The sequence below is a fragment of the Anaerophaga thermohalophila DSM 12881 genome (assembly GCF_000191885.1).
GTDB lineage: Bacteria > Bacteroidota > Bacteroidia > Bacteroidales > Marinilabiliaceae > Anaerophaga > Anaerophaga thermohalophila.
Map to the genome: position 1 here is coordinate 1 of NZ_AEWI01000039.1, position 18,418 is coordinate 18,418.

Below are 18,418 nucleotides of genomic sequence, written 5' to 3' on the forward strand. Positions count from 1 at the left end.
ACCCTGTTTTTGGTTTCTTTGATGATTAGAGGTTAGATGGTGTTTATACATATTCTTATTGTGACAATCGTTGTCATGCACGTTTCATGTGTACAAATATTTAAGCCATTCTGTAAACTATCGCATTAATGTTCATCCCCGCTCCAACAGAGGTAAAAATAAAATGATCGCCACTGTGAAGGCGGTGATTCTGAAGTTCCTTTTTTATAACTAAATCAAAGAGTACCGGCACAGTGGCAACCGAGTTATTGCCAAAATTGCTAATGGTTAAAGGCATCGTATAATCCGGAACATTCCTCAAACCAAATAATTTGAACAAACGTTCCAAAATAGCACGATCCATTTTCGCGTTGGCCTGATGAATCAGTACCTTTTTAACATCTGAGATATCAATTCCTGCATCTTCGATAACTTTCCTGACGGTAGGAGGAACCGTTTGCAACGCATACTCATAAACTTTTCGCCCGTTCATTTTGAGGAATTGCTTACTTTTTTCGACATCCGGATTATATGAAGGCCCCATGTGCAAAAGCCAGGCATTATCGAAAGTATCGGTCCTGGTAATATGAGAAATGATCCCGACGGGTCTTTCACTTTCGCGCGCCTCAAGAACAACAGCTCCAGCTCCATCAGAATAAATCATGCTGTCAACATCATGCGGATCGGAGACCCTCGATAATGTTTCGGTACCAATAACAAGTACCCGCCTGGCAGCACCTGATTTAATATGGAAATCAGCCTGAATAAGCGCCTGTATCCATCCTGGACAACCAAACAAAATATCGTAAGCCACGCAAAAAGGGTTCTGAATTCTCAGCTTATATTTAACTTTTGATGCCAGCGAAGGAAGTATATCGGTCTGCAAAGTCTCCTTGCTAACATCTCCAAAATTGTGAGCTACTATAATCTGATCAAGTGTTTCCGGGTCAACACCGGAAGCTTCGAGGGCCTGTTGCGCTGCAAATGTGCCTATATCAGAGGCAACATATTCATCTTCCACATAGCGCCTCTCTTCAATCTCCGTTATTTCTTTAAATTTTTCTATTATCTCACGATTATCTTTTTTTACCGGTTCTCCTGAAGGAGAAAAAAATTTGTTTTGCATGAAATCTTCATTCTTCACTACCCTGGAGGGGATGTAAGAACCTGTTCCTGTGATAACTGAATAAATTTGATATTCCATAATTCAATACTATATAAATACAACACGGCAAAGAAACAAATTTTTCGATTTGCAGCCACAATTAAGCCTTTCCCATTCACCCCACGATATTACCATTCACCACATTTTTCACTGAAGCTGCCGAAAACAAAGGTTTTTTTGAAAAAGTTACTCACCACTCACCTTGTGAAGAAAATGCTTAATTCAGAAGTCCATGTTTCGCCACCAAACATCAGCAAAAGTTTAATACTATTGTTGTAGAGAACTCCGAAAAAAGCTATATTTGCACCGCTTACAAAAAGGATTTCACAATCCGCCCGGATGGTGGAATTGGTAGACACGCAGGACTTAAAATCCTGTGGCCATTGCGGCCGTGCGGGTTCAATTCCCGCTCCGGGTACAAGAAACGCTCTTTGGTCATCCCAATGAGCGTTTTTTATTTCAATCCTGCAATCCGTTTTATCTCGTTTAACTTATTCAAAGCATCAACCGGTGTCAGATTGTTTATGTCCAAATTTACAATTTGATCGCGTATTTGCTGAAGAACAGGATCATCCAGCTGAAAAAAGCTTAGCTGATACCCTTCACGATGTTGGGCCAGATCACCTACGGGCTTTGAGATACCACCCTGCCTGTGATTGTCTTCCAATTCAGATAAAATTTCATTGGCTCTCTTAACCACACTCGGTGGCATTCCGGCCATACGAGCCACGTGTATTCCAAAACTGTGTTCGCTTCCACCGGGAACCAATTTCCGTAAAAAAATCACCTTATTGTCTACTTCCTTTACCGATACATTGTAATTGCGGCAACGGCTGTATGATTTTTCCATTTCATTGAGTTCATGATAATGCGTCGCAAACAATGTCTTTGCTCTTGCTTTAGTATTTTCATGAATGTACTCAACGATTGACCAGGCAATAGATATCCCGTCGTAAGTACTTGTTCCGCGTCCAAGCTCATCGAAAAGCACCAGACTCCCCGATGAAAGATTGTTCAAAATACTCGCAGCTTCATTCATTTCCACCATAAAGGTCGACTCTCCGAGTGAAATATTATCGGAAGCTCCAACACGTGTAAATATTTTATCGACCACACCGATTGTAGCACTTTCGGCCGGTACGAAACTGCCAATCTGGGCAAGTAAAACAATCAGTGCCGTTTGCCTCAAAAGCGCGGACTTTCCGGCCATATTGGGCCCGGTAATAATCATTATCTGCTGCGTGTCATTATCCAGGAACACATCGTTGGGAACATATTCCTCTCCGACCGGAAGTTGTTTTTCAATAACCGGATGACGACCTCCCCTGATATCGATTTCTTCACTGTCGTTTACTACCGGTCTTACATAATTGTTTTCTGCTGCAAGGGTTGCAAAACCAAGCAAACAATCGAGACGGGCCAGCAAATTGGAATTCAGCTGAATGGCGGGAATAAATTCTGTAAGAGCAGAAATCAGGGCACTATAAAGCTCGGCTTCAAGAACAAGCATTCGTTCTTCTGCACCCAGAATTTTATTTTCGTATTCCTTCAGTTCTTCGGTAATATAACGCTCGGCATTAACAAGGGTTTGCTTACGTATCCAGTCGGACGGAACTTTATCCTTATGGGTATTGCGCACCTCAATGTAATAACCAAAAACATTGTTAAAACTGATCTTAAGATTCGGTATTCCGGTTCGCCCAATTTCCCGTTTTTGTAACTCATTCAGATAATCTTTCCCGGAAAAGGCAATGTTTCTGAGTTCATCAAGATCGGCTGAGACACCATCACGAATAACGTTCCCTTTATTAATGTTATTAGGAGGATCGGGTACAATTTCCCTTTCAATGCGCTCTCTTATTGTATCACACGCATTAAGCTGATCCCCGAGATGGTTAAGCACCACATTATCGGCAGACATACACAATTCCCTGACAGGACCGATACTTCTGAGGGCATTTCGCATTTGTATCATTTCACGCGGCGTGATACGGCCAACAGCGACCTTGGAAACCAACCGTTCCAGATCACCCACGGGACGAAGGTGGGCTTCCAACTCCATCTTGAGGTCCGGTGCCCTAAAGAAGTGTTCAACCACCGACTGCCGGTCCAGTATCGGTTGAACATCTTTTAGCGGCAAAGCAACCCATCGTTTAAGCAACCGGCTTCCCATCGGAGTTATCGTCTGATCGATAATATCTATTAAGGATCGTCCCCCTTCATTCACAGGAGCAAAAATTTCCAGATTGCGAATGGTAAACCGGTCAAGCCATACATATTTGTCTTCATCGATTCTTGAAATATTTGAAATATGGCTTATCTGGTGGTGCTGAGTAAGATCAAGATAGTGCAATACAGCCCCTGCGGCTATAACGCCTGACTTCAGACGTTCAATCCCAAATCCTTTCAACGACTTTGTCTGGAAATGCTTTAATAACTTGTCACGGGCGGACTCTTCAGTAAAGACCCAGTCATCGAGACCGTACGTATAATGCCCGGAAACAAAAATTTCAGTGAAAGCCCTGCGTTTGCTCTTTTCGAAGAGTACTTCTTTAGGCTTAAAACCCGATATTAGCTTTTCGAGATGATCAAAAGGCCCTTCCGCCGTTAAAAACTCACCTGTAGAGATATCAAGAAATGCAACACCCCCGGACTTTTGTTCGAGGTGAACAGCTGCCAAAAAATTATTCTCCCGATGTTCGAGAATATTTTCATTGATCGCTATCCCGGGTGTAACCAGTTCGGTAACTCCCCGTTTTACGATTTTCTTAGTCATTTTGGGGTCTTCGAGTTGATCGCAAACGGCTACCCGCTGTCCTGCCCTGACAAGTTTTGGCAGATAAGTATCCAGCGCATGATGGGGAAATCCGGCCAGCTCAACAGAAGAAGCAGAACCATTGGCTCTTTGGGTAAGCGTAATACCCAAAATTTCAGATGCTTTTATGGCATCCTCCGAAAAAGTCTCATAAAAGTCTCCTACCCTGAAAAGCAATATGGCATCGGGATACTTTCCCTTGATGTTGTAATACTGCTTCATCAGAGGTGTTTCAACAACCGGTGTTTTCGATTTTGCCAACGATAGATTTGTTTTTCTGATACAACTTCAATTTTGACTTACAAAGATAAAAAGAGAATCAAATAATAAAGATTTCTTCAATCTTTGATTTTGAATTATTGGATTCAATTAATATTTTTATATTCGCATTATTAAAAGTACGAACAGTAATCAAACACTTTGTATCATGAAATATCTGTTAAGAAACCTGGGGGTATTATTTATCATTGCAGCGGTTGTTATTTTAGGCCTTTATGCTGCAAACAGTTATACGGACAACATCTATTTGATTATTTCTTTGCTCCTGCTGATAGTAGGGTTATTTGTTTACATTCTTCTCAATAAAAAAGTTGAAGAATGAGTCCGGTACTAAAAGCCTCTTTTAGGAACAAACTCAGAAATAAGTAATATCTGACTGCCGGATAAATACATTGTGGTTACTCAAAATTCAAATCAAAGAGCGATGCTCATCTAATTGGGGGTTTTTGAGTAACCACTTTTGTATTGCATTCAAACACTCTGCCTCTTTGGGGAGACAATTGCACCGTTTTCACGCATACAAACCAGGTCAATACAATCTCTGAGAAAACAATAACGAATATCTTCATCCAGTCCTTTACTTTTAAGCAGTCGATAATGATTCCCCAACGCAGCCAACTTGTGCAGATCGTCCCGAACATCCGCAAACAATTGATTAGCTGCCACTGCTGCATCCGTTAATTTCAGAGAAATCCCGGCAAATGAATTCAACAGCTCAATCATATATCCTGCGCACAAAGTGTCTTCCATTGTAAAACTTCCGCCGCTGCCCGATGCAATCAATACAACATCTTCTGTTTGTTTCAGAATCCTTGTTGTGGCTTCTGAATTTAAAAACGACGCGATGAAAAGCTCCGAGGCATCTTTGGCGGCCCTGATGGCTCTGGTTCCGTTGGTAGTAGTCATAACGAGCGTTCGATCCTTTACAACAGACGGCACCATATCAAGCGGACTGTTGCCGTAATCAAATCCTTCAATTGCGCTTGCGTTTCGCTCACCAACAAGGATAATTTCACCATCGTGCGAAGATTTGTATTCAAAAGCCTCTTCAGGGGATAAAACAGGAATCACCCTGGAAGCTCCGTTATTTAAAGCGGTAACCATAACCGATGTGGCACGCAATACATCAATAACAACAACCGTTTTCCCGGAAACCCCGGCAGAAGTTACTTCTGAAGCTGAAAAAATTACATCTAAATTCAAAACTAAATCTTTTTAATTATCTTTTGTCAGCCATCTGAAACGCAACAAAAGAAATAAAGAAATTGAAAATAATCCTAACAAATAACCGTACCATATTCCAAGCGGTCCGGCATTAACGACAAAAGCAAAAAACCAGCCGACAGGTAATGCCAAAATGAAATAGGCCACGAGCAGCATTCTAAACGGAAGTCTCACATCCTCCAACCCCCGCAAAGCACCAAGCATAGTGACCTGCAGGCCGTCAAACAGCTGAAAAGCACCCGCCACCAGCATCAATCCAGAGGCAATAGCAATAACTTCCTCATTTTTAATAAAAAGAGCGGGCAAGGCATTTCGAAAAATAACAAACAAAATGGCACTGGTTCCCATAAATGCCAGAACCAAATGCAGCGAGGCAAATGTAGTGGCCCTTAAGGCCTCCTTCCTGCCCTGACCAACAAACTGGCTGACCTTTACGGTAGTCGCTGCCGCAATGCCCTGAGCCACCATAAACGTAAAACTGGCAAAACTCAGAACAATCTGATGCGCTGCCAGTGCTGATGCACCCAACCAGCCCATCATTATACTTCCAATGCTAAACGCCAGAACTTCCACAAAATGCTGGCCGCCAATGGGAATTCCTAACCACATAAGGCGAAGACTTTTCGACCACGAAAATCTGGTTTTACTGATATGGCTCCTGTAAAAACTGAAAAAATCGAACTTAAAATACACCCATATAAAGAGCAGTGGCATCATAGTGCGGGCTGTCAACGTTGCATAACCGGCCCCCATTAGTCCCATGGCAGGAAACCCTGCTTTCCCAAAAATCCAAAGGTAATTCAAAAAAATATTGAGTATGTTGGCCGTTACGGTAATAGCCATTGCAATACGAGTATTTCCAAGTCCTTCGGCAAATTGTTTGAATGTTGAAAAGAGAACAAAAGGCAGCATAGACACTACCAGAACCCTGTAGTAAGGTAACGCTGCCTCAACAACAGCTTCAGGTTGCCCCATAAAAGGCATTAGATAAGACACCAGCCAGAGTATCATCGAAAGCAACAAACCTGCCCCCTGAAAGGCATAAAGCCCCTGCTTAAACCAAGATGCGGCCATAATCTTATGCCCCCCTCCGTAGGCTTTCCCTACCAGTGGTGTTAACCCGTTGACCATTCCAATACCAAACACCATCCCAACCACAAAAACCGTGTTGGCAAACGAGGCTGCCGCAAGAGGAACAGTTCCCAACCGTCCAACCATAAGATTATCGGCAAGTACTACAATCATCTGACCGGCCTGCGACAGCATCACCGGCGTGGCAAGAATCAAATTCGGTCTGTAATGTGATTTATATTTGTTTACTGATGTCATTAACAGATTAATAGATCATTAGATTTTTAGATTTTTAGATGTAAGTACAATCTTATGTCGCTGATAATGTGGTATTTAAATTGTAAAAATTTTTAAATGCAAATGACTAACTACAAATTGTCTGAGAAAATCCAACGGAAAATAGATGAATTCACACATAAAAATCTCTCGTGCTTCAGAAGCATTGATGAGTGCAGTATAAAAAGCATATTTTTGTCAAAATCAAGGCATTTTAAATTGTTGTACCGGAGTTAACTTGTTGTTAATGAGGATGCAAAAATTTAAAACAACAACTGGTTTGGCAACAAATATGCTTTTTAGACCGGACTCATTGATTAGAGATTTAAATAAAACGCATGGGTCAGTTTCACAAATTCATCCGAATATTTATGACGTGCCGACTCCACAAACAACTCTTCTATCCCGAGTTGTTCCGGCATATTGAGTCCCCACAACGAAATAACACGCTTCACTGCCTTGGCGGGAGTAGGACGAACACAAAGCTTGCAATGCTCAAATAAACTTTTTCGGGAAGCAGCCAGTCGAAACAACTCATAATCTGGAAACGGCAATATTAAAGAAAAAAAGCCATTTCTGCTTAATAATTTTTTAACACCGTCAATCAGCTCTTCCTGTTGCAACAAATGATTGTGTCGGGCCAAAGCTTTCCGCACGGAAGGATTTTTCAATCCATTTGAAAAAAACGGAGGATTACAGACTATCAAGTCATACCGTTTCTTAGTTTTCACGCAGAAATCCTGAAAGGAAGTATTGAATACCTGAAGCCTGTCACTCCATTTCGACTCACTGAAATTTACTTCCATATCTTCGCATGAAGGAGCATCAATTTCAACCGCATCAATCCGGGCTGAGGGGCATCTCTGTGCCATCATCAACGCAATCAGGCCTGTCCCGGCTCCAACGTCAAGAATGGTGCTCACAGGATAATCCGGCACAGGCGTCCATGCTCCAACCAGGACACCATCGGTGCCTACTTTCATAATTGCTCTGTCTTGCCGGATTGAAAACTGCTTAAAATGAAACATACTCAAAATTTCTCATACACACCGAGTCCGAAGAGTGCATAATCATAAAACACAGGGTCTTCGGGCCGGAATTCTTTTAATTTTCCGGTTAATTCGGTAACACTTTTAAAATCATTGGATTTCCGGGTGAGCAGCCCAAGCGATCTGGCAACTCGTGCCACATGAATATCCAGGGGGATAAGCAAATCAGCCGGACTAAAATTTGTCCATAGTCCGAAGTCTACAGGAGAATCCCGCCGAACCATCCACCTGAGAAACATATTAATTCTTTTGGCTGAGGCATTTCTCAACACATTCGCAATATGCTTACCCGTTCTTGCAGGTGGACTGTATGAAAGGAATACCTGGCGAAAACCTGAAATAGCACCTATAATTCCGTCTGAACGGTAACCGTCGTAAAAAACCTTTTGAAGTCCGCCATGATGAATATAAATCTTATGAAGAGCTTTCAAAAAATAACGTACATCAACATCGTTAAAGGTTCTGTATACAAACCCGCCCAGGCGCGCTGACTCCCTTTCAGATGCATTCCGCACAAAATTGGCAGGAGACATATCCATACGCTTCATCAACTCGCGACCTTTGGATAATATCATGCTCCGCTTGCCCCAGGCTAGTATAGCTGTTATAAAGCCCGAAATCTCAATATCTTCTCTGCTTGAAAACAAATGCGGAATCTGTACAGGGTCATCATCAATAAACCACCGTGCCTGATACCAGAACGCTTTTTCGTCCAGAAATTCTTTTAACTCCTGTTCTGCCAACATTAAGTAGTTCGTCGTTTAAATTTTCGTGGAAATTTTCTAAGAAAAGTCAGTCTACTATAACCCCATCAACCATGTGAACGGTACGGTCGGCTTTACTGGCAAGGTGCTGATCGTGAGTAACAATAACGAACGTCTGATTAAACTTCTTTCTTAAATCCACGAATAAATCCATCAGCTCGTCCTGATTTTTGGAGTCCAAATTGCCAGACGGTTCATCGGCAAAAACCACAAGGGGGTCGTTCACCAATGCTCTGGCTACTGCAACCCTTTGCTTTTCACCTCCGCTCAAATGCGCCGGCTTATGGTCAAGACGGTCGCTAAGCCCCAGATATGATAAAAGCTTTAATGCCCTGTTCTTTGACTCCTTTTCACTTCTCCCGGCAATAAGTCCCGGAAGCATGCAGTTCTCCAGGGCGGTAAACTCAGGCAACAACTGATGAAACTGAAAAACAAAACCGATGTGTCGGTTTCGGAATTCTGCCAAACGGTTACCTGAAAGTTCACTGATCTTTGTATCATTGATAATCACTTCCCCCCTGGTGGGTTTATCAAGCGATCCTAATATCTGGAGTAAAGTGGTTTTGCCGGCACCGCTGGCTCCCAAAATAGTTACAATTTCCCCTCTGTTAATAGTAAGGTCAATGCCCTTGAGGACTTTTAAATCTCCAAACTGTTTTTCAATATTTTGTCCGATTACCATTTATACAAAATAATTATTACCTTACCTGGACAAGCCAGAGCCAAAAAAACCAAAAAGCTTAAGTCATAATTTATCGGATTAGCAACTGCTACGCAATTATTTTTGTCGTCAACGAAACGAGCATGACAAAGATTGTCTCAAAAGAACATGTACAAATCTCAATCATGCGAGTTCCATCAGGCCAATGACTTAGACTTGTTTTATACTGATGAAACGATTGGAAGGAGTTCGAGAACACCTTAAAAAATCAATTATGATGTTATCAATAACACGAATGACTGTCGCATCAAAGATGCGATTAAATTCGCGTTAATTCGCGCAAATTCGGTGAACCAAACAACAATGAGTTTGGCGACAAAGATGCTTTTCAGACCGGGCTCAAGTATTAAACAAAAACCAAATATAAAAAATATAGACCAAAAGTAAGACCGCTCCTTTAAACCGTGTTATCAAACCTTTGCGCAACGGAATCATAAAAAGCATCAGCAGGATACCTATTCCCGTCATCCACCAGAAATCGAAAGTAACTATGCGTGGTGAAACCTCCAATGGTTTCAGAATAGCGGTTATACCTAATATGGAAAAAATATTAAATATATTAGAACCGATAATGTTTCCAACCGATATATCCATTTCCTTTTTCAAGGCAGCAGCAAGAGATGTAGCCAATTCGGGCACACTGGTACCAAAGGCAACCACCGACACACCTACCACTCTCTCGCTGACCCCCCAGCCTATAGCCAGATGGCTTGCACCGGTAACAAGCCATTCCGCGCCAAAATATAAGCCGGTAACAGACAGAACAATTATCAAAACAGCAACCGGAAGTTTCATGGCAGGCTCAGGAAAAACTTCCTCATTCCTGGCCGATTTGCGCCGCGAGTTTATTACCGACCAGAGAAGATAAACAACAATCAGCAGAAAAAACACGAATCCCTCGCCACGCTGCAGAAGACCATTATCCAAAAACAAAAACAACAAAAAGAAAGCAAGCATCATCACCAGCCAGTCAAATAATAGGGAAGGCTGACGTACAGAGATGGGAAATATGATGGCTACACTTCCGAGAATTAAAGCAATATTGGCAATATTCGAACCTACAATATTTCCGATAGATATATCGGGAGCGTCGGTAAATACAGCCTCAACACTAACAAACAACTCCGGAGCAGAGGTGCCGAAAGCAACCACTGTAAGTCCGGCTACCAATGGACTGACACGAAAATGGCGGGATATTTCAACCCCGCCTCTCACCAGCCAGTTACCACTGAAAAAAAGCAAAACAAAACCAGCTAAAACCTGTAAATATGATATTATCTCCATAAGGCAATGTATCACTTGTTTTTAGCAAGAAATTTGACACCCGGTACAAACTTCACAATAATAACGCGTATAAATTGATCTTCAGACCGACAACTTATTTTTCCCCTCTCTTTTCTTCCTCATCCCGATCCAACTCATCGCCGGTTAAATCTTCTTCACCTGAAGCACTACCTGTCTCATCGCGTTTTCCATCAGCATTTATCCCATAAACTTCCCGTGAAACTTCATCCGAACCATCGGGAGTATCATCCTGATTCTTAGTTGACTCATCACCATAGGAATCATCTCTTCCCGAATCATCTTCAAGGGTCTGCTTCACATCTTCTCCTGCTCTTTTAATATCCTCTTTCATCTCGCGCCCCTGTTCGGTGATATACTGGCGGGCTTCTTCAAAATCTTCTTTCAGATCACTTGTACTTTCGTGAAACTCCTTCCTAATATCCTCACTTGCTTTTCTGAATTCATTCATTCCTTTGCCCAGCATTCTTGCGAACTCGGGAATCTTATTGGCCCCGAAAAGCAACAATACTACCAGGAAGACTACAATTATCTCCCCCATGGAAATACCAAAAAGAAACGTTACCATAACAAAATGATTTGTTCCTGTCAAAGATATAAAAAAATTCCCCGGATGACTTTAATCCAACCGGGGAACAATAAACAAATATTATATAATTGGTTTGGTTATTTTTTTCGTCCCTTACCCTTAGCCTTGGCTTTAATGCGTCTCTCCATAAAATTAAATGTAATGGGGGATGCAATAAACAAGGATGAATAAGTACCAACAACAACACCAACAATCAACGCAAACACGAATCCTTGAATAACCTCACTTCCAAACAGAAAAATAACGACCAGCACGACAAGAGTTGTAAACGATGTATTCATGGTTCGGCTGATGGTAGAGTTCATCGCCAGGTTGAAAACATCTGTCAGCTCACGCTTTGGATAAAGTACTCTATACTCCCTGATCCGGTCAAACACAACCACTGTATCATTGATGGAATACCCGATAACGGTAAGAATGGCTGCGATAAATGACTGGTCTATTTCCATTGAGAAAGGCATTACTGAATAAAGAAGAGAAAAAATCCCTAACACAATCAATACATCATGCACCAGTGCACCTAACGCTCCAATTCCGAATTCCCAGTTTCTAAATCGAATCAAAATATAAAGGAAAATAACCACCAATGAAAAGAATATGGCATATCCCGCCTTATTTCTGATATCGCTGGCAATGGTGGGACCTACCTTTTGTGAACTCTGCCGGTAATCCGAAAGAAACTCATCCAGTGTCACATCGTCACCTATGTAAGGCCTAAGTCCCTCATACAGGCGGTTTGTTACCCGATCATCAGCATCCTTGTCATCCAAATCAACCAAATAGTTGGTTGTTATCCTGATCTGATTATCGGCGCCAAAAGTTTTGGCCTCAACGTTAGCACCCTCAAAGGCAGTAACGAGAACGGACTGAATTTCTGTAGCAGGAACCGGCTCATCGAACCGTACCACGTACGAACGACCTCCGGTAAAGTCAATTCCCTGTTTCAGTCCCCTTATTCCAAGGGAAAGCACACCCAATAATATAACAATTCCGGAAATAGTTATAAATACCTTTCTCTTTTCAATAAAACGAATGTGCATTCCTTTGAAAAGATTTTCAGTCAGTTTGGTAGCAAACCTTATATCAACTTTTGATTTAAGAAGACTTTCATAAATCAGACGTGTAATAAAAAATGCCGAGAAGAAAGAGGTGGCAATACCAATCATCAGAGTAGTGGCAAAGCCTTTGATGGGCCCTGTCCCGAAAGTGAACAGAATAAATCCGGTCAGGAAAGTGGTAACATTGGCATCGATAATGGCAGAGAAAGCATTTTTGTAACCATCGGCAATGGCAAGTCTTAAACCTTTGCCGGCTTTCAATTCTTCCCGTATTCGATCGTATATCAGCACGTTGGCGTCAACCGACATACCTATGGTAAGAACGATACCGGCAATACCAGGCAGCGTGAGCACGGCATTAAATGCAGCCAAAACGCCCATGATAAAGAACATATTGGCAATCAATGCGAAGTCGGCTACCAGACCGGCTTTGATACCATAATAAATGAGCATGTAAATGAGTACAGCAATAAATGCCCAAATAAACGACTTAAGTCCGGCATCAACAGCTTCGGCACCCAGTGAAGGACCAACAACGGTACTTTCAACCACCCTTGCCGGGGCAGGCATCTTACCCGATTGAAGAACATTGGCAAGGTCCTTGGCTTCCTGCGGTGTAAAATCGCCGGTAATAGAACTGCGTCCTCCTTTTATTTCATTCTGAACAGTTGGGAAAGAATATACATACCCGTCCAATACAATGGCAATAGACCTTTTAATGTTGGCTTTGGTCAGCCTGGCCCAGGTTTTGGCACCTTCACTGTTCATAGACATCTCTATCTCATATTGTCCCTGCTGATTGGTAACCGCCCGTGCACCGGAGACGGCATCTCCTTCTAATGGCGGACGCCCGTCATGGCTGGTCACCTTCAGTGCTATCAGTTGAAACAGTTCATCATTTTCGTCAAACTGCTGATTGGTCCAGTATTGAGCCTCTTCTGCAGGAATTGGTTTTACCGTCCAAAGGAATTTAACATCACGCGGTAGAAGTGATTGTACCTCTTCGAGAGCAAGATAACTGTTAACCTTACCGGTATCACGGGAAGTTGCAAGCCCCACTACAGGACTATTCGGACGCCCACTGGGAGCAAGATAAGTAAAGAGTGAAGTTACGCCTTCCTCCCCGGCATCAACATCCAGTGTATCGCTTTCTATTTCGTCGAGTAATGCCAGATCGCTTCCCTCTTCGCCCTCTTCCAATGAAACTTCAGGTTTCACTTCTGTTGTATCCGCATTCGCCTTTCTGACAGCTTCAATCTCAGCCGTTAACTGATTAACGCTTATCAGACTTTCAAAAATTTCCTCCTGATTGTAAGTTTCCCAAAACTCCAAATTGGCAGTGCCCTGTAACAGGTCCTTAACCCGTTCCGGATCGCCGACTCCGGGAAGTTCTATAAGAATACGGCCTGTCTGGTCCAACCGCTGAATATTGGGTTGCGTTACCCCAAAACGGTCGATACGTGTACGAAGAATATTAAAGGCATTATCAATAGCGCCCCGGGCTTCTTCCCGGATGACGCGAAGGACTTCTTCGTTGGTAGAATTGTAATCAACTTTATCCCTTAATTCAACTGTATTAAAAATAGCCGCCAGGCGACCTTCGGGAGCGACCTCTTCAAAAGCTTCCCCAAAAAGTGTTATAAAATCCCTGGTAGAATTTTTCTCTCTTTCGCGGGCAAGCTTCAATGCTTCGATAAAAGCTTCGTCCTGATTGTAATTGGAAAGCGCTTTGATTATATCCTCAACCTGAACTTCAAGAATAAGGTTCATTCCGCCTTTGAGGTCGAGTCCGAAATTAATTTCACGCTCTTTACATTCCTGATAGGTATATTCCCTTAATCCGAAAAGAAAATTATAAACTACCTTATTCTTCATGGAATCGAGATAGTTGAACCGGTATTTACTAACCAGATCGGGATCGTCCCCGCCACGCTGTTTGGCATATACCTCAGCCTGTTTTTCAACCTCGCGGGTCTGAAATGTAAAGATCAACTGATACAAACTAACCAGTGCCAAAAGAATGGCAAATAGTCTGATCGCTCCTTTGTTCTGCATTTGTAGGTATTTTTTTATTTCAAAATCACATTCCTGAGTCAGCCGATTAAAAGTTCATTTTTACCAATCTGATTGTTGCAGCGAATTTTCAAAATCTCATTAACAAAAAATTAACTTCGGTTAAAAATCCTCTGCACCCCGACGTTGACAAAACAGCTATTTAAGAAGCAGACTCATTACTTTTTTCTAAACGCGCAAATATATCGATTTTTTTTAAAACCATTTGGTTTTGTGAAGTTAAAAGTATGGTAAAGGAAGACTTCGTTCAGAACTGATGCAAAGACATCTGTTTCCGGAGTTTTCTCACTCCATAGTAAACAATCCCGGCAGCAATTCCGGTAAGTAAAACAGCAGAAACAACGAAACAAAGATAATCCGAATAATAATGAACACTAAACGTCTCTAACCAAATATTCAAAAGGATTTGTGAAACGGGCAGAGCCAAAACAACACCTGCCAAAACAAATCTCAGATAACCACGGAAAAGGCTAAGGATAATATGAAAATCAGGAAATCCGGTAAGCTTGCGCAGGAAGAAACCATGACGCCGGGTCGCTATTAAAAAAGAGACCAAACCTGTCATCCCCAATGAAGCCATTATTACCACCAAAACAGCAAATGCTGTGGCAAGGGAACTATAACGGTAATCCTCACGGTAAAAATTATCGAGGCGCTCTGCTATCAACCCGCCCAGAAAAGGAGCGCCTGTGCCTGAACGATCCCAAACCTCTTTTATCCGACGATAAACAGAACTGTAATCAATATCCGAATAACGCACCAGAAGGCTGCGGGGAATTTCATGACTTTGAACGGGAACAAACATGGCCGGTCGCAAAGTATTCTTGAGACTTCCCATGTATACATTTTCGATAATTCCCGTTATAGGATATTCTTTGATATCGCCCCCTCCTGAAGCCATGGTCTGAAGTTTTTGCCCATCGAGTTTACTGATGTTCATCATCGATGCAGCTTCCTCATTAATCAATATCCGGCTGGTATCATTACAATGCACCTTTCCGCTTTTTATTTTGGCCTGTAAAGTCTCAAAAACAGTACAATCAACATAAAATACTGAAAGAAAATATGTCCTGGTACTATCTTCTGCCAGGTTAAAAGACATTATAGAGACAGGCTCGCCCGGATTGGAATACATTTTACTCACATGCGAAACGCCATCAATCTTGCTGAGTTCGCTAATAACCGAATCAACATCCTCGCCTAAATAGCGTGCTCTTTCAATGAGAACAAGATTTTGAGGATCAAACCCAAGATCATAATTTTTCACAAAATTCATTTGCCGCCACATTCCTATCGCAACCGCACAAAGCACCACGGCCACAAATACCTGAATAAAAACCAAAGCCCCTCTGAACCATATTCCCGGATAAGATGAGAACGTATTTTGTCCGGTGTAAAGATGCACCGGCCTGATCCCGGAAAAAACCAAAGCCGGATAAAGCCCCGACAAAACCCCTACCAGTAAAGTACCCACCAAAACCCAGGACATATTGATTTGTTCCCGATAGTTCTGATCCAAAAAATCCATCCGGAAAAGATCACTAAAATAAGGCAGAAGTAATTCAACCAAAACAAGCCCTAAAAAGAGTGCTATAAAACTAAACAATACCGACTCACTGATAAACCGGGCAACCAGACTGCCTCTTCTCGCCCCGAAAATTCGCCTGACTCCTGCTTCCCTTACCCGGTCCAACGCCCGCGAAGTTGTCAGATTCATAAAATTAAACGCTGTTACCAATAAAATAAAGAATGCTATCCCCAGAAATATATATACATATAAAGGACTTGTGGTTTCCCCTATCTCAAAATCGCAGTTCGAAAAAAGATAGATATCTTCCAATTTCTGAAAATGATAATTCAGATAAGTTTGTGACAGGGGATCGAACAACTCATCACGTTGTTCTTCCATTTCAGTTTGAATTTCCGAATTAAATCGGTCGGCAAGTAAATCGGCTTCCGTACCGGGTTTGGTTTTTACATAAACATAAGTAATCAGGGAAAACCAACTTTCTTCAATCTCCTGATAGCTCTGACCGTAATGTTCCTTTAACTGCTTTTCAACTATCCGGTATGGTAAAACAATATCATATTTAAAGTGACTGTTATCAGGAACATCCTGATATACACCTCTTACCACAAATGTATCCGTTTCGTTGATGCGAATGATTTCGCCAATAGGGTTATGGTTTGCAAACAATCTGGAAGCCGCCGATCTGGATATAGCAATTCCTGTTGAATCGGAAAAGCAATCTTTTGCATCACCCAAAACAAATGGCCGGAAAAACACCGAAAAGAAAGAGGAATCGGCAAAAATAATATCCGACTCGTAGGCTTTGGAATAATCACTTTGAACGGGTTTTTCAGAAGTATCAATAATCCTCGTCAATGCAGAAACCCCGGGATACTTTTGTAATTCGGAAGCCAGTACCATTGGCGTAAGAGCTACATCAACATATTCATTTTCAAGCTTTCCTTTCGATACTACACGATAAATATTATCGGAATCCCGGTAGTGCTTGTCGTATGAAAACTGATAATAAACATATTCCAGCACAAAAATACTCATTGCTATCCCCACCGAAAGCCCGAAAAGAATCAGCAAAGAAAAGCCCCGATGCAAAAACAATGTCCGGAACGATGTATTTATATAACTCCAAATGCGCATAAATCAATTTGTGTGTGTAATAAACAAACCTCTTTAATTAGTGCCCGCCTAAAGTCGGGAAAAGTTGTAACAAATCATGTGTCTGTTCAGAAAGTGCCGGTTGCAAGGCTTGCGAAGCCGCCAAAATACTCATTTACGATAAGTAAACTCCGTTTTTGGCTAACGCAACAAATATTACTTTACAATACTCCGTTAAACTTTTCCAGATGTCTGGTAATTAACTGCTTACACAATTAATGGCACAAACCACTATTCTCTCATAATAAAACTTTGCGTCGTTGGGTCTCTGCGTTTCGGCTTTTTTAAACTGACTATTTACTTTATGGACAGAAACTAATCAGTCTAAGTTATTGGCCAAAAAGAACTCATCCCGATTACCCGGGACTCGTTTCAATTCTGTCATCGCCCCTCTGTGGAATGAGTAATCACGTGACCATCAAACAGCTGGATAATGCGTTGCCCATGTCTGGAATTATCTTCAGAGTGAGTAGCCATCACAATTGTCGTTCCTTCCTCGTTGATCTGACGAAACAATTCCATAAACTCTTCGCACTCACCGGAACTTAAGCGGCCACAAGGCTCATCGGCAAAGATAATATCTGGCGAGGAGCTGCAAGCCCTGGCAAGCGCAACCTTTTGCCGGGTCAGGTTACCAAGTTTGGAAGGATACTGACGCTTCAAATGAGTTAAGCGGAAACGTTCCATCAAATCATTAACGATATGTTTCTTCTCCTTACGTTTAAACGGTAAATATTGTAGTGGCAATTCAATATTTTCCGAAATTGTCATATCCTCAATCAGATAAAAGTTTTCGAATACAAAGGCAATATGTTTGCGCCTTATTTTATCCCTTTCAGACTCTGAAATACGGGCAACTTCTGTGTCTTTAAAATATATTTCACCCCCCGAAGGGGCATCAACCAATCCCAACAAACCGAGCAATGTGGTTTTTCCGCTTGCCGAGGGCCCTCTGACAACTACGAATTCGCCTTCATTGATATCAATATTGATGTTTTGCAAAGCATATCTTACGTGTTCCCCACGTTGATAAAATTTTTGTATGTTTCTTGTATGTATCATAAATCCAAAAAAATGTTCAATGCCGGACACTAAATGTACATTCGCGAACACCATGATGATTTCCATAGTGCTACGTCAAATAAAAAACCGTTAAAATTAAAAACTTGCAGGAAGATTAAAGGTCATTGCCTTGACATTATCTTGAGGCCGTTTTAAAATATATCACAAATCCGGCCAAAAACAACCATCAATTGATATACAATACTTTGAACGAATCTTAAAGCGCTTTTCTGCTTCTAAAGACATAAAAATTGTCCGTTAACGAACAATTTTATCAAAGACATGGACAATTTTTTAATACATTTGAA

Annotated in this window: 13 protein-coding genes and 1 tRNA gene; 2 read left to right on the plus strand and 12 right to left on the minus strand. The window is 41.7% G+C overall.

Annotation, left to right across the window (positions count from 1 at the left end):
• Window positions 1-100 precede the first annotated feature (100 nt).
• A complete protein-coding gene (locus ATH1_RS0111830) occupies window positions 101-1,183 on the minus strand; it encodes a 3-oxoacyl-ACP synthase III family protein (RefSeq protein WP_010421961.1) in 1,083 nt (360 codons plus the stop codon).
• Window positions 1,184-1,477: 294 nt separating this feature from the next.
• Between ATH1_RS0111830 and ATH1_RS0111835 the strand changes: the two genes are divergently transcribed.
• Window positions 1,478-1,562: transfer RNA gene (locus ATH1_RS0111835), tRNA-Leu, on the plus strand.
• Window positions 1,563-1,598: 36 nt separating this feature from the next.
• On the opposite strand, the gene mutS is transcribed toward ATH1_RS0111835, so the two are convergent.
• Window positions 1,599-4,220 (minus strand): DNA mismatch repair protein MutS, encoded by a 2,622-nt coding sequence (mutS, locus tag ATH1_RS0111840; RefSeq protein WP_010421965.1) that lies wholly within the window; start codon window positions 4,218-4,220, stop codon window positions 1,599-1,601.
• A gap of 166 nt (window positions 4,221-4,386) precedes the next feature.
• On the opposite strand from mutS, the gene ATH1_RS21840 reads away from it, so the two are divergent.
• Entirely contained in the window at window positions 4,387-4,560 is a 174-nt protein-coding gene (locus tag ATH1_RS21840) for a hypothetical protein (RefSeq protein ID WP_010421968.1), read from the plus strand.
• Window positions 4,561-4,709: 149 nt separating this feature from the next.
• Here the strand turns inward: ATH1_RS21840 and ATH1_RS0111850 are convergent, their stop codons facing one another.
• From ATH1_RS0111850 to ATH1_RS0111895, 10 genes are all read right to left on the minus strand, one after another.
• A complete protein-coding gene (locus ATH1_RS0111850; RefSeq protein WP_010421972.1) occupies window positions 4,710-5,441 on the minus strand; it encodes a 2-phosphosulfolactate phosphatase in 732 nt (243 codons plus the stop codon).
• A gap of 12 nt (window positions 5,442-5,453) precedes the next feature.
• Window positions 5,454-6,791 carry an MATE family efflux transporter gene (locus ATH1_RS0111855; RefSeq protein WP_010421975.1) on the minus strand — a complete coding sequence of 446 codons (1,338 nt, stop codon included), beginning with the start codon at window positions 6,789-6,791 and terminating at the stop codon, window positions 5,454-5,456.
• 335 nt (window positions 6,792-7,126) lie between these two features.
• Window positions 7,127-7,792 (minus strand): tRNA1(Val) (adenine(37)-N6)-methyltransferase, encoded by a 666-nt coding sequence (locus ATH1_RS0111860; protein ID WP_245531779.1) that lies wholly within the window; start codon window positions 7,790-7,792, stop codon window positions 7,127-7,129.
• 47 nt (window positions 7,793-7,839) lie between these two features.
• Window positions 7,840-8,604, minus strand: a complete 765-nt coding sequence (locus ATH1_RS0111865; protein ID WP_010421981.1) for a TIGR02757 family protein — start codon at window positions 8,602-8,604, stop codon at window positions 7,840-7,842.
• Between the two features lie 46 nt (window positions 8,605-8,650).
• Entirely contained in the window at window positions 8,651-9,304 is a 654-nt protein-coding gene (locus ATH1_RS0111870) for an ABC transporter ATP-binding protein (RefSeq protein WP_010421984.1), read from the minus strand.
• Window positions 9,305-9,682: 378 nt separating this feature from the next.
• Window positions 9,683-10,627 (minus strand): calcium/sodium antiporter, encoded by a 945-nt coding sequence (locus tag ATH1_RS0111875; protein ID WP_010421989.1) that lies wholly within the window; start codon window positions 10,625-10,627, stop codon window positions 9,683-9,685.
• A gap of 94 nt (window positions 10,628-10,721) precedes the next feature.
• Window positions 10,722-11,213 carry a twin-arginine translocase TatA/TatE family subunit gene (gene tatA / locus ATH1_RS0111880; protein WP_010421991.1) on the minus strand — a complete coding sequence of 164 codons (492 nt, stop codon included), beginning with the start codon at window positions 11,211-11,213 and terminating at the stop codon, window positions 10,722-10,724.
• A gap of 98 nt (window positions 11,214-11,311) precedes the next feature.
• Window positions 11,312-14,347 carry a protein translocase subunit SecDF gene (gene secDF, locus ATH1_RS0111885; RefSeq protein WP_010421993.1) on the minus strand — a complete coding sequence of 1,012 codons (3,036 nt, stop codon included), beginning with the start codon at window positions 14,345-14,347 and terminating at the stop codon, window positions 11,312-11,314.
• Between the two features lie 265 nt (window positions 14,348-14,612).
• Window positions 14,613-17,030: an ABC transporter permease gene (locus tag ATH1_RS0111890; protein WP_010421996.1), complete on the minus strand. Its 2,418-nt coding sequence runs from the start codon at window positions 17,028-17,030 to the stop codon at window positions 14,613-14,615.
• Between the two features lie 399 nt (window positions 17,031-17,429).
• Window positions 17,430-18,110 carry an ABC transporter ATP-binding protein gene (locus ATH1_RS0111895; protein ID WP_029164104.1) on the minus strand — a complete coding sequence of 227 codons (681 nt, stop codon included), beginning with the start codon at window positions 18,108-18,110 and terminating at the stop codon, window positions 17,430-17,432.
• Between the last annotated feature and the right edge of the window lie 308 nt (window positions 18,111-18,418).

Bases quoted from the DNA above. Each gene is read 5' to 3' on its own strand.
- ATH1_RS0111830 (WP_010421961.1), bottom strand. From the start codon at position 1,183: ATGGAATATCAAATTTATTCAGTTATCACAGGAACAGGTTCTTACATC.
- ATH1_RS21840 (WP_010421968.1), top strand. From the start codon at position 4,387: ATGAAATATCTGTTAAGAAACCTGGGGGTATTATTTATCATTGCAGCG.
- ATH1_RS0111855 (WP_010421975.1), bottom strand. From the start codon at position 6,791: ATGACATCAGTAAACAAATATAAATCACATTACAGACCGAATTTGATT.
- ATH1_RS0111860 (WP_245531779.1), bottom strand. From the start codon at position 7,792: ATGAAAGTAGGCACCGATGGTGTCCTGGTTGGAGCATGGACGCCTGTG.
- ATH1_RS0111865 (WP_010421981.1), bottom strand. From the start codon at position 8,604: ATGTTGGCAGAACAGGAGTTAAAAGAATTTCTGGACGAAAAAGCGTTC.
- ATH1_RS0111870 (WP_010421984.1), bottom strand. From the start codon at position 9,304: ATGGTAATCGGACAAAATATTGAAAAACAGTTTGGAGATTTAAAAGTC.
- ATH1_RS0111875 (WP_010421989.1), bottom strand. From the start codon at position 10,627: ATGGAGATAATATCATATTTACAGGTTTTAGCTGGTTTTGTTTTGCTT.
- tatA (WP_010421991.1), bottom strand. From the start codon at position 11,213: ATGGTAACGTTTCTTTTTGGTATTTCCATGGGGGAGATAATTGTAGTC.
- secDF (WP_010421993.1), bottom strand. From the start codon at position 14,347: ATGCAGAACAAAGGAGCGATCAGACTATTTGCCATTCTTTTGGCACTG.
- ATH1_RS0111890 (WP_010421996.1), bottom strand. From the start codon at position 17,030: ATGCGCATTTGGAGTTATATAAATACATCGTTCCGGACATTGTTTTTG.
- ATH1_RS0111895 (WP_029164104.1), bottom strand. From the start codon at position 18,110: ATGATACATACAAGAAACATACAAAAATTTTATCAACGTGGGGAACAC.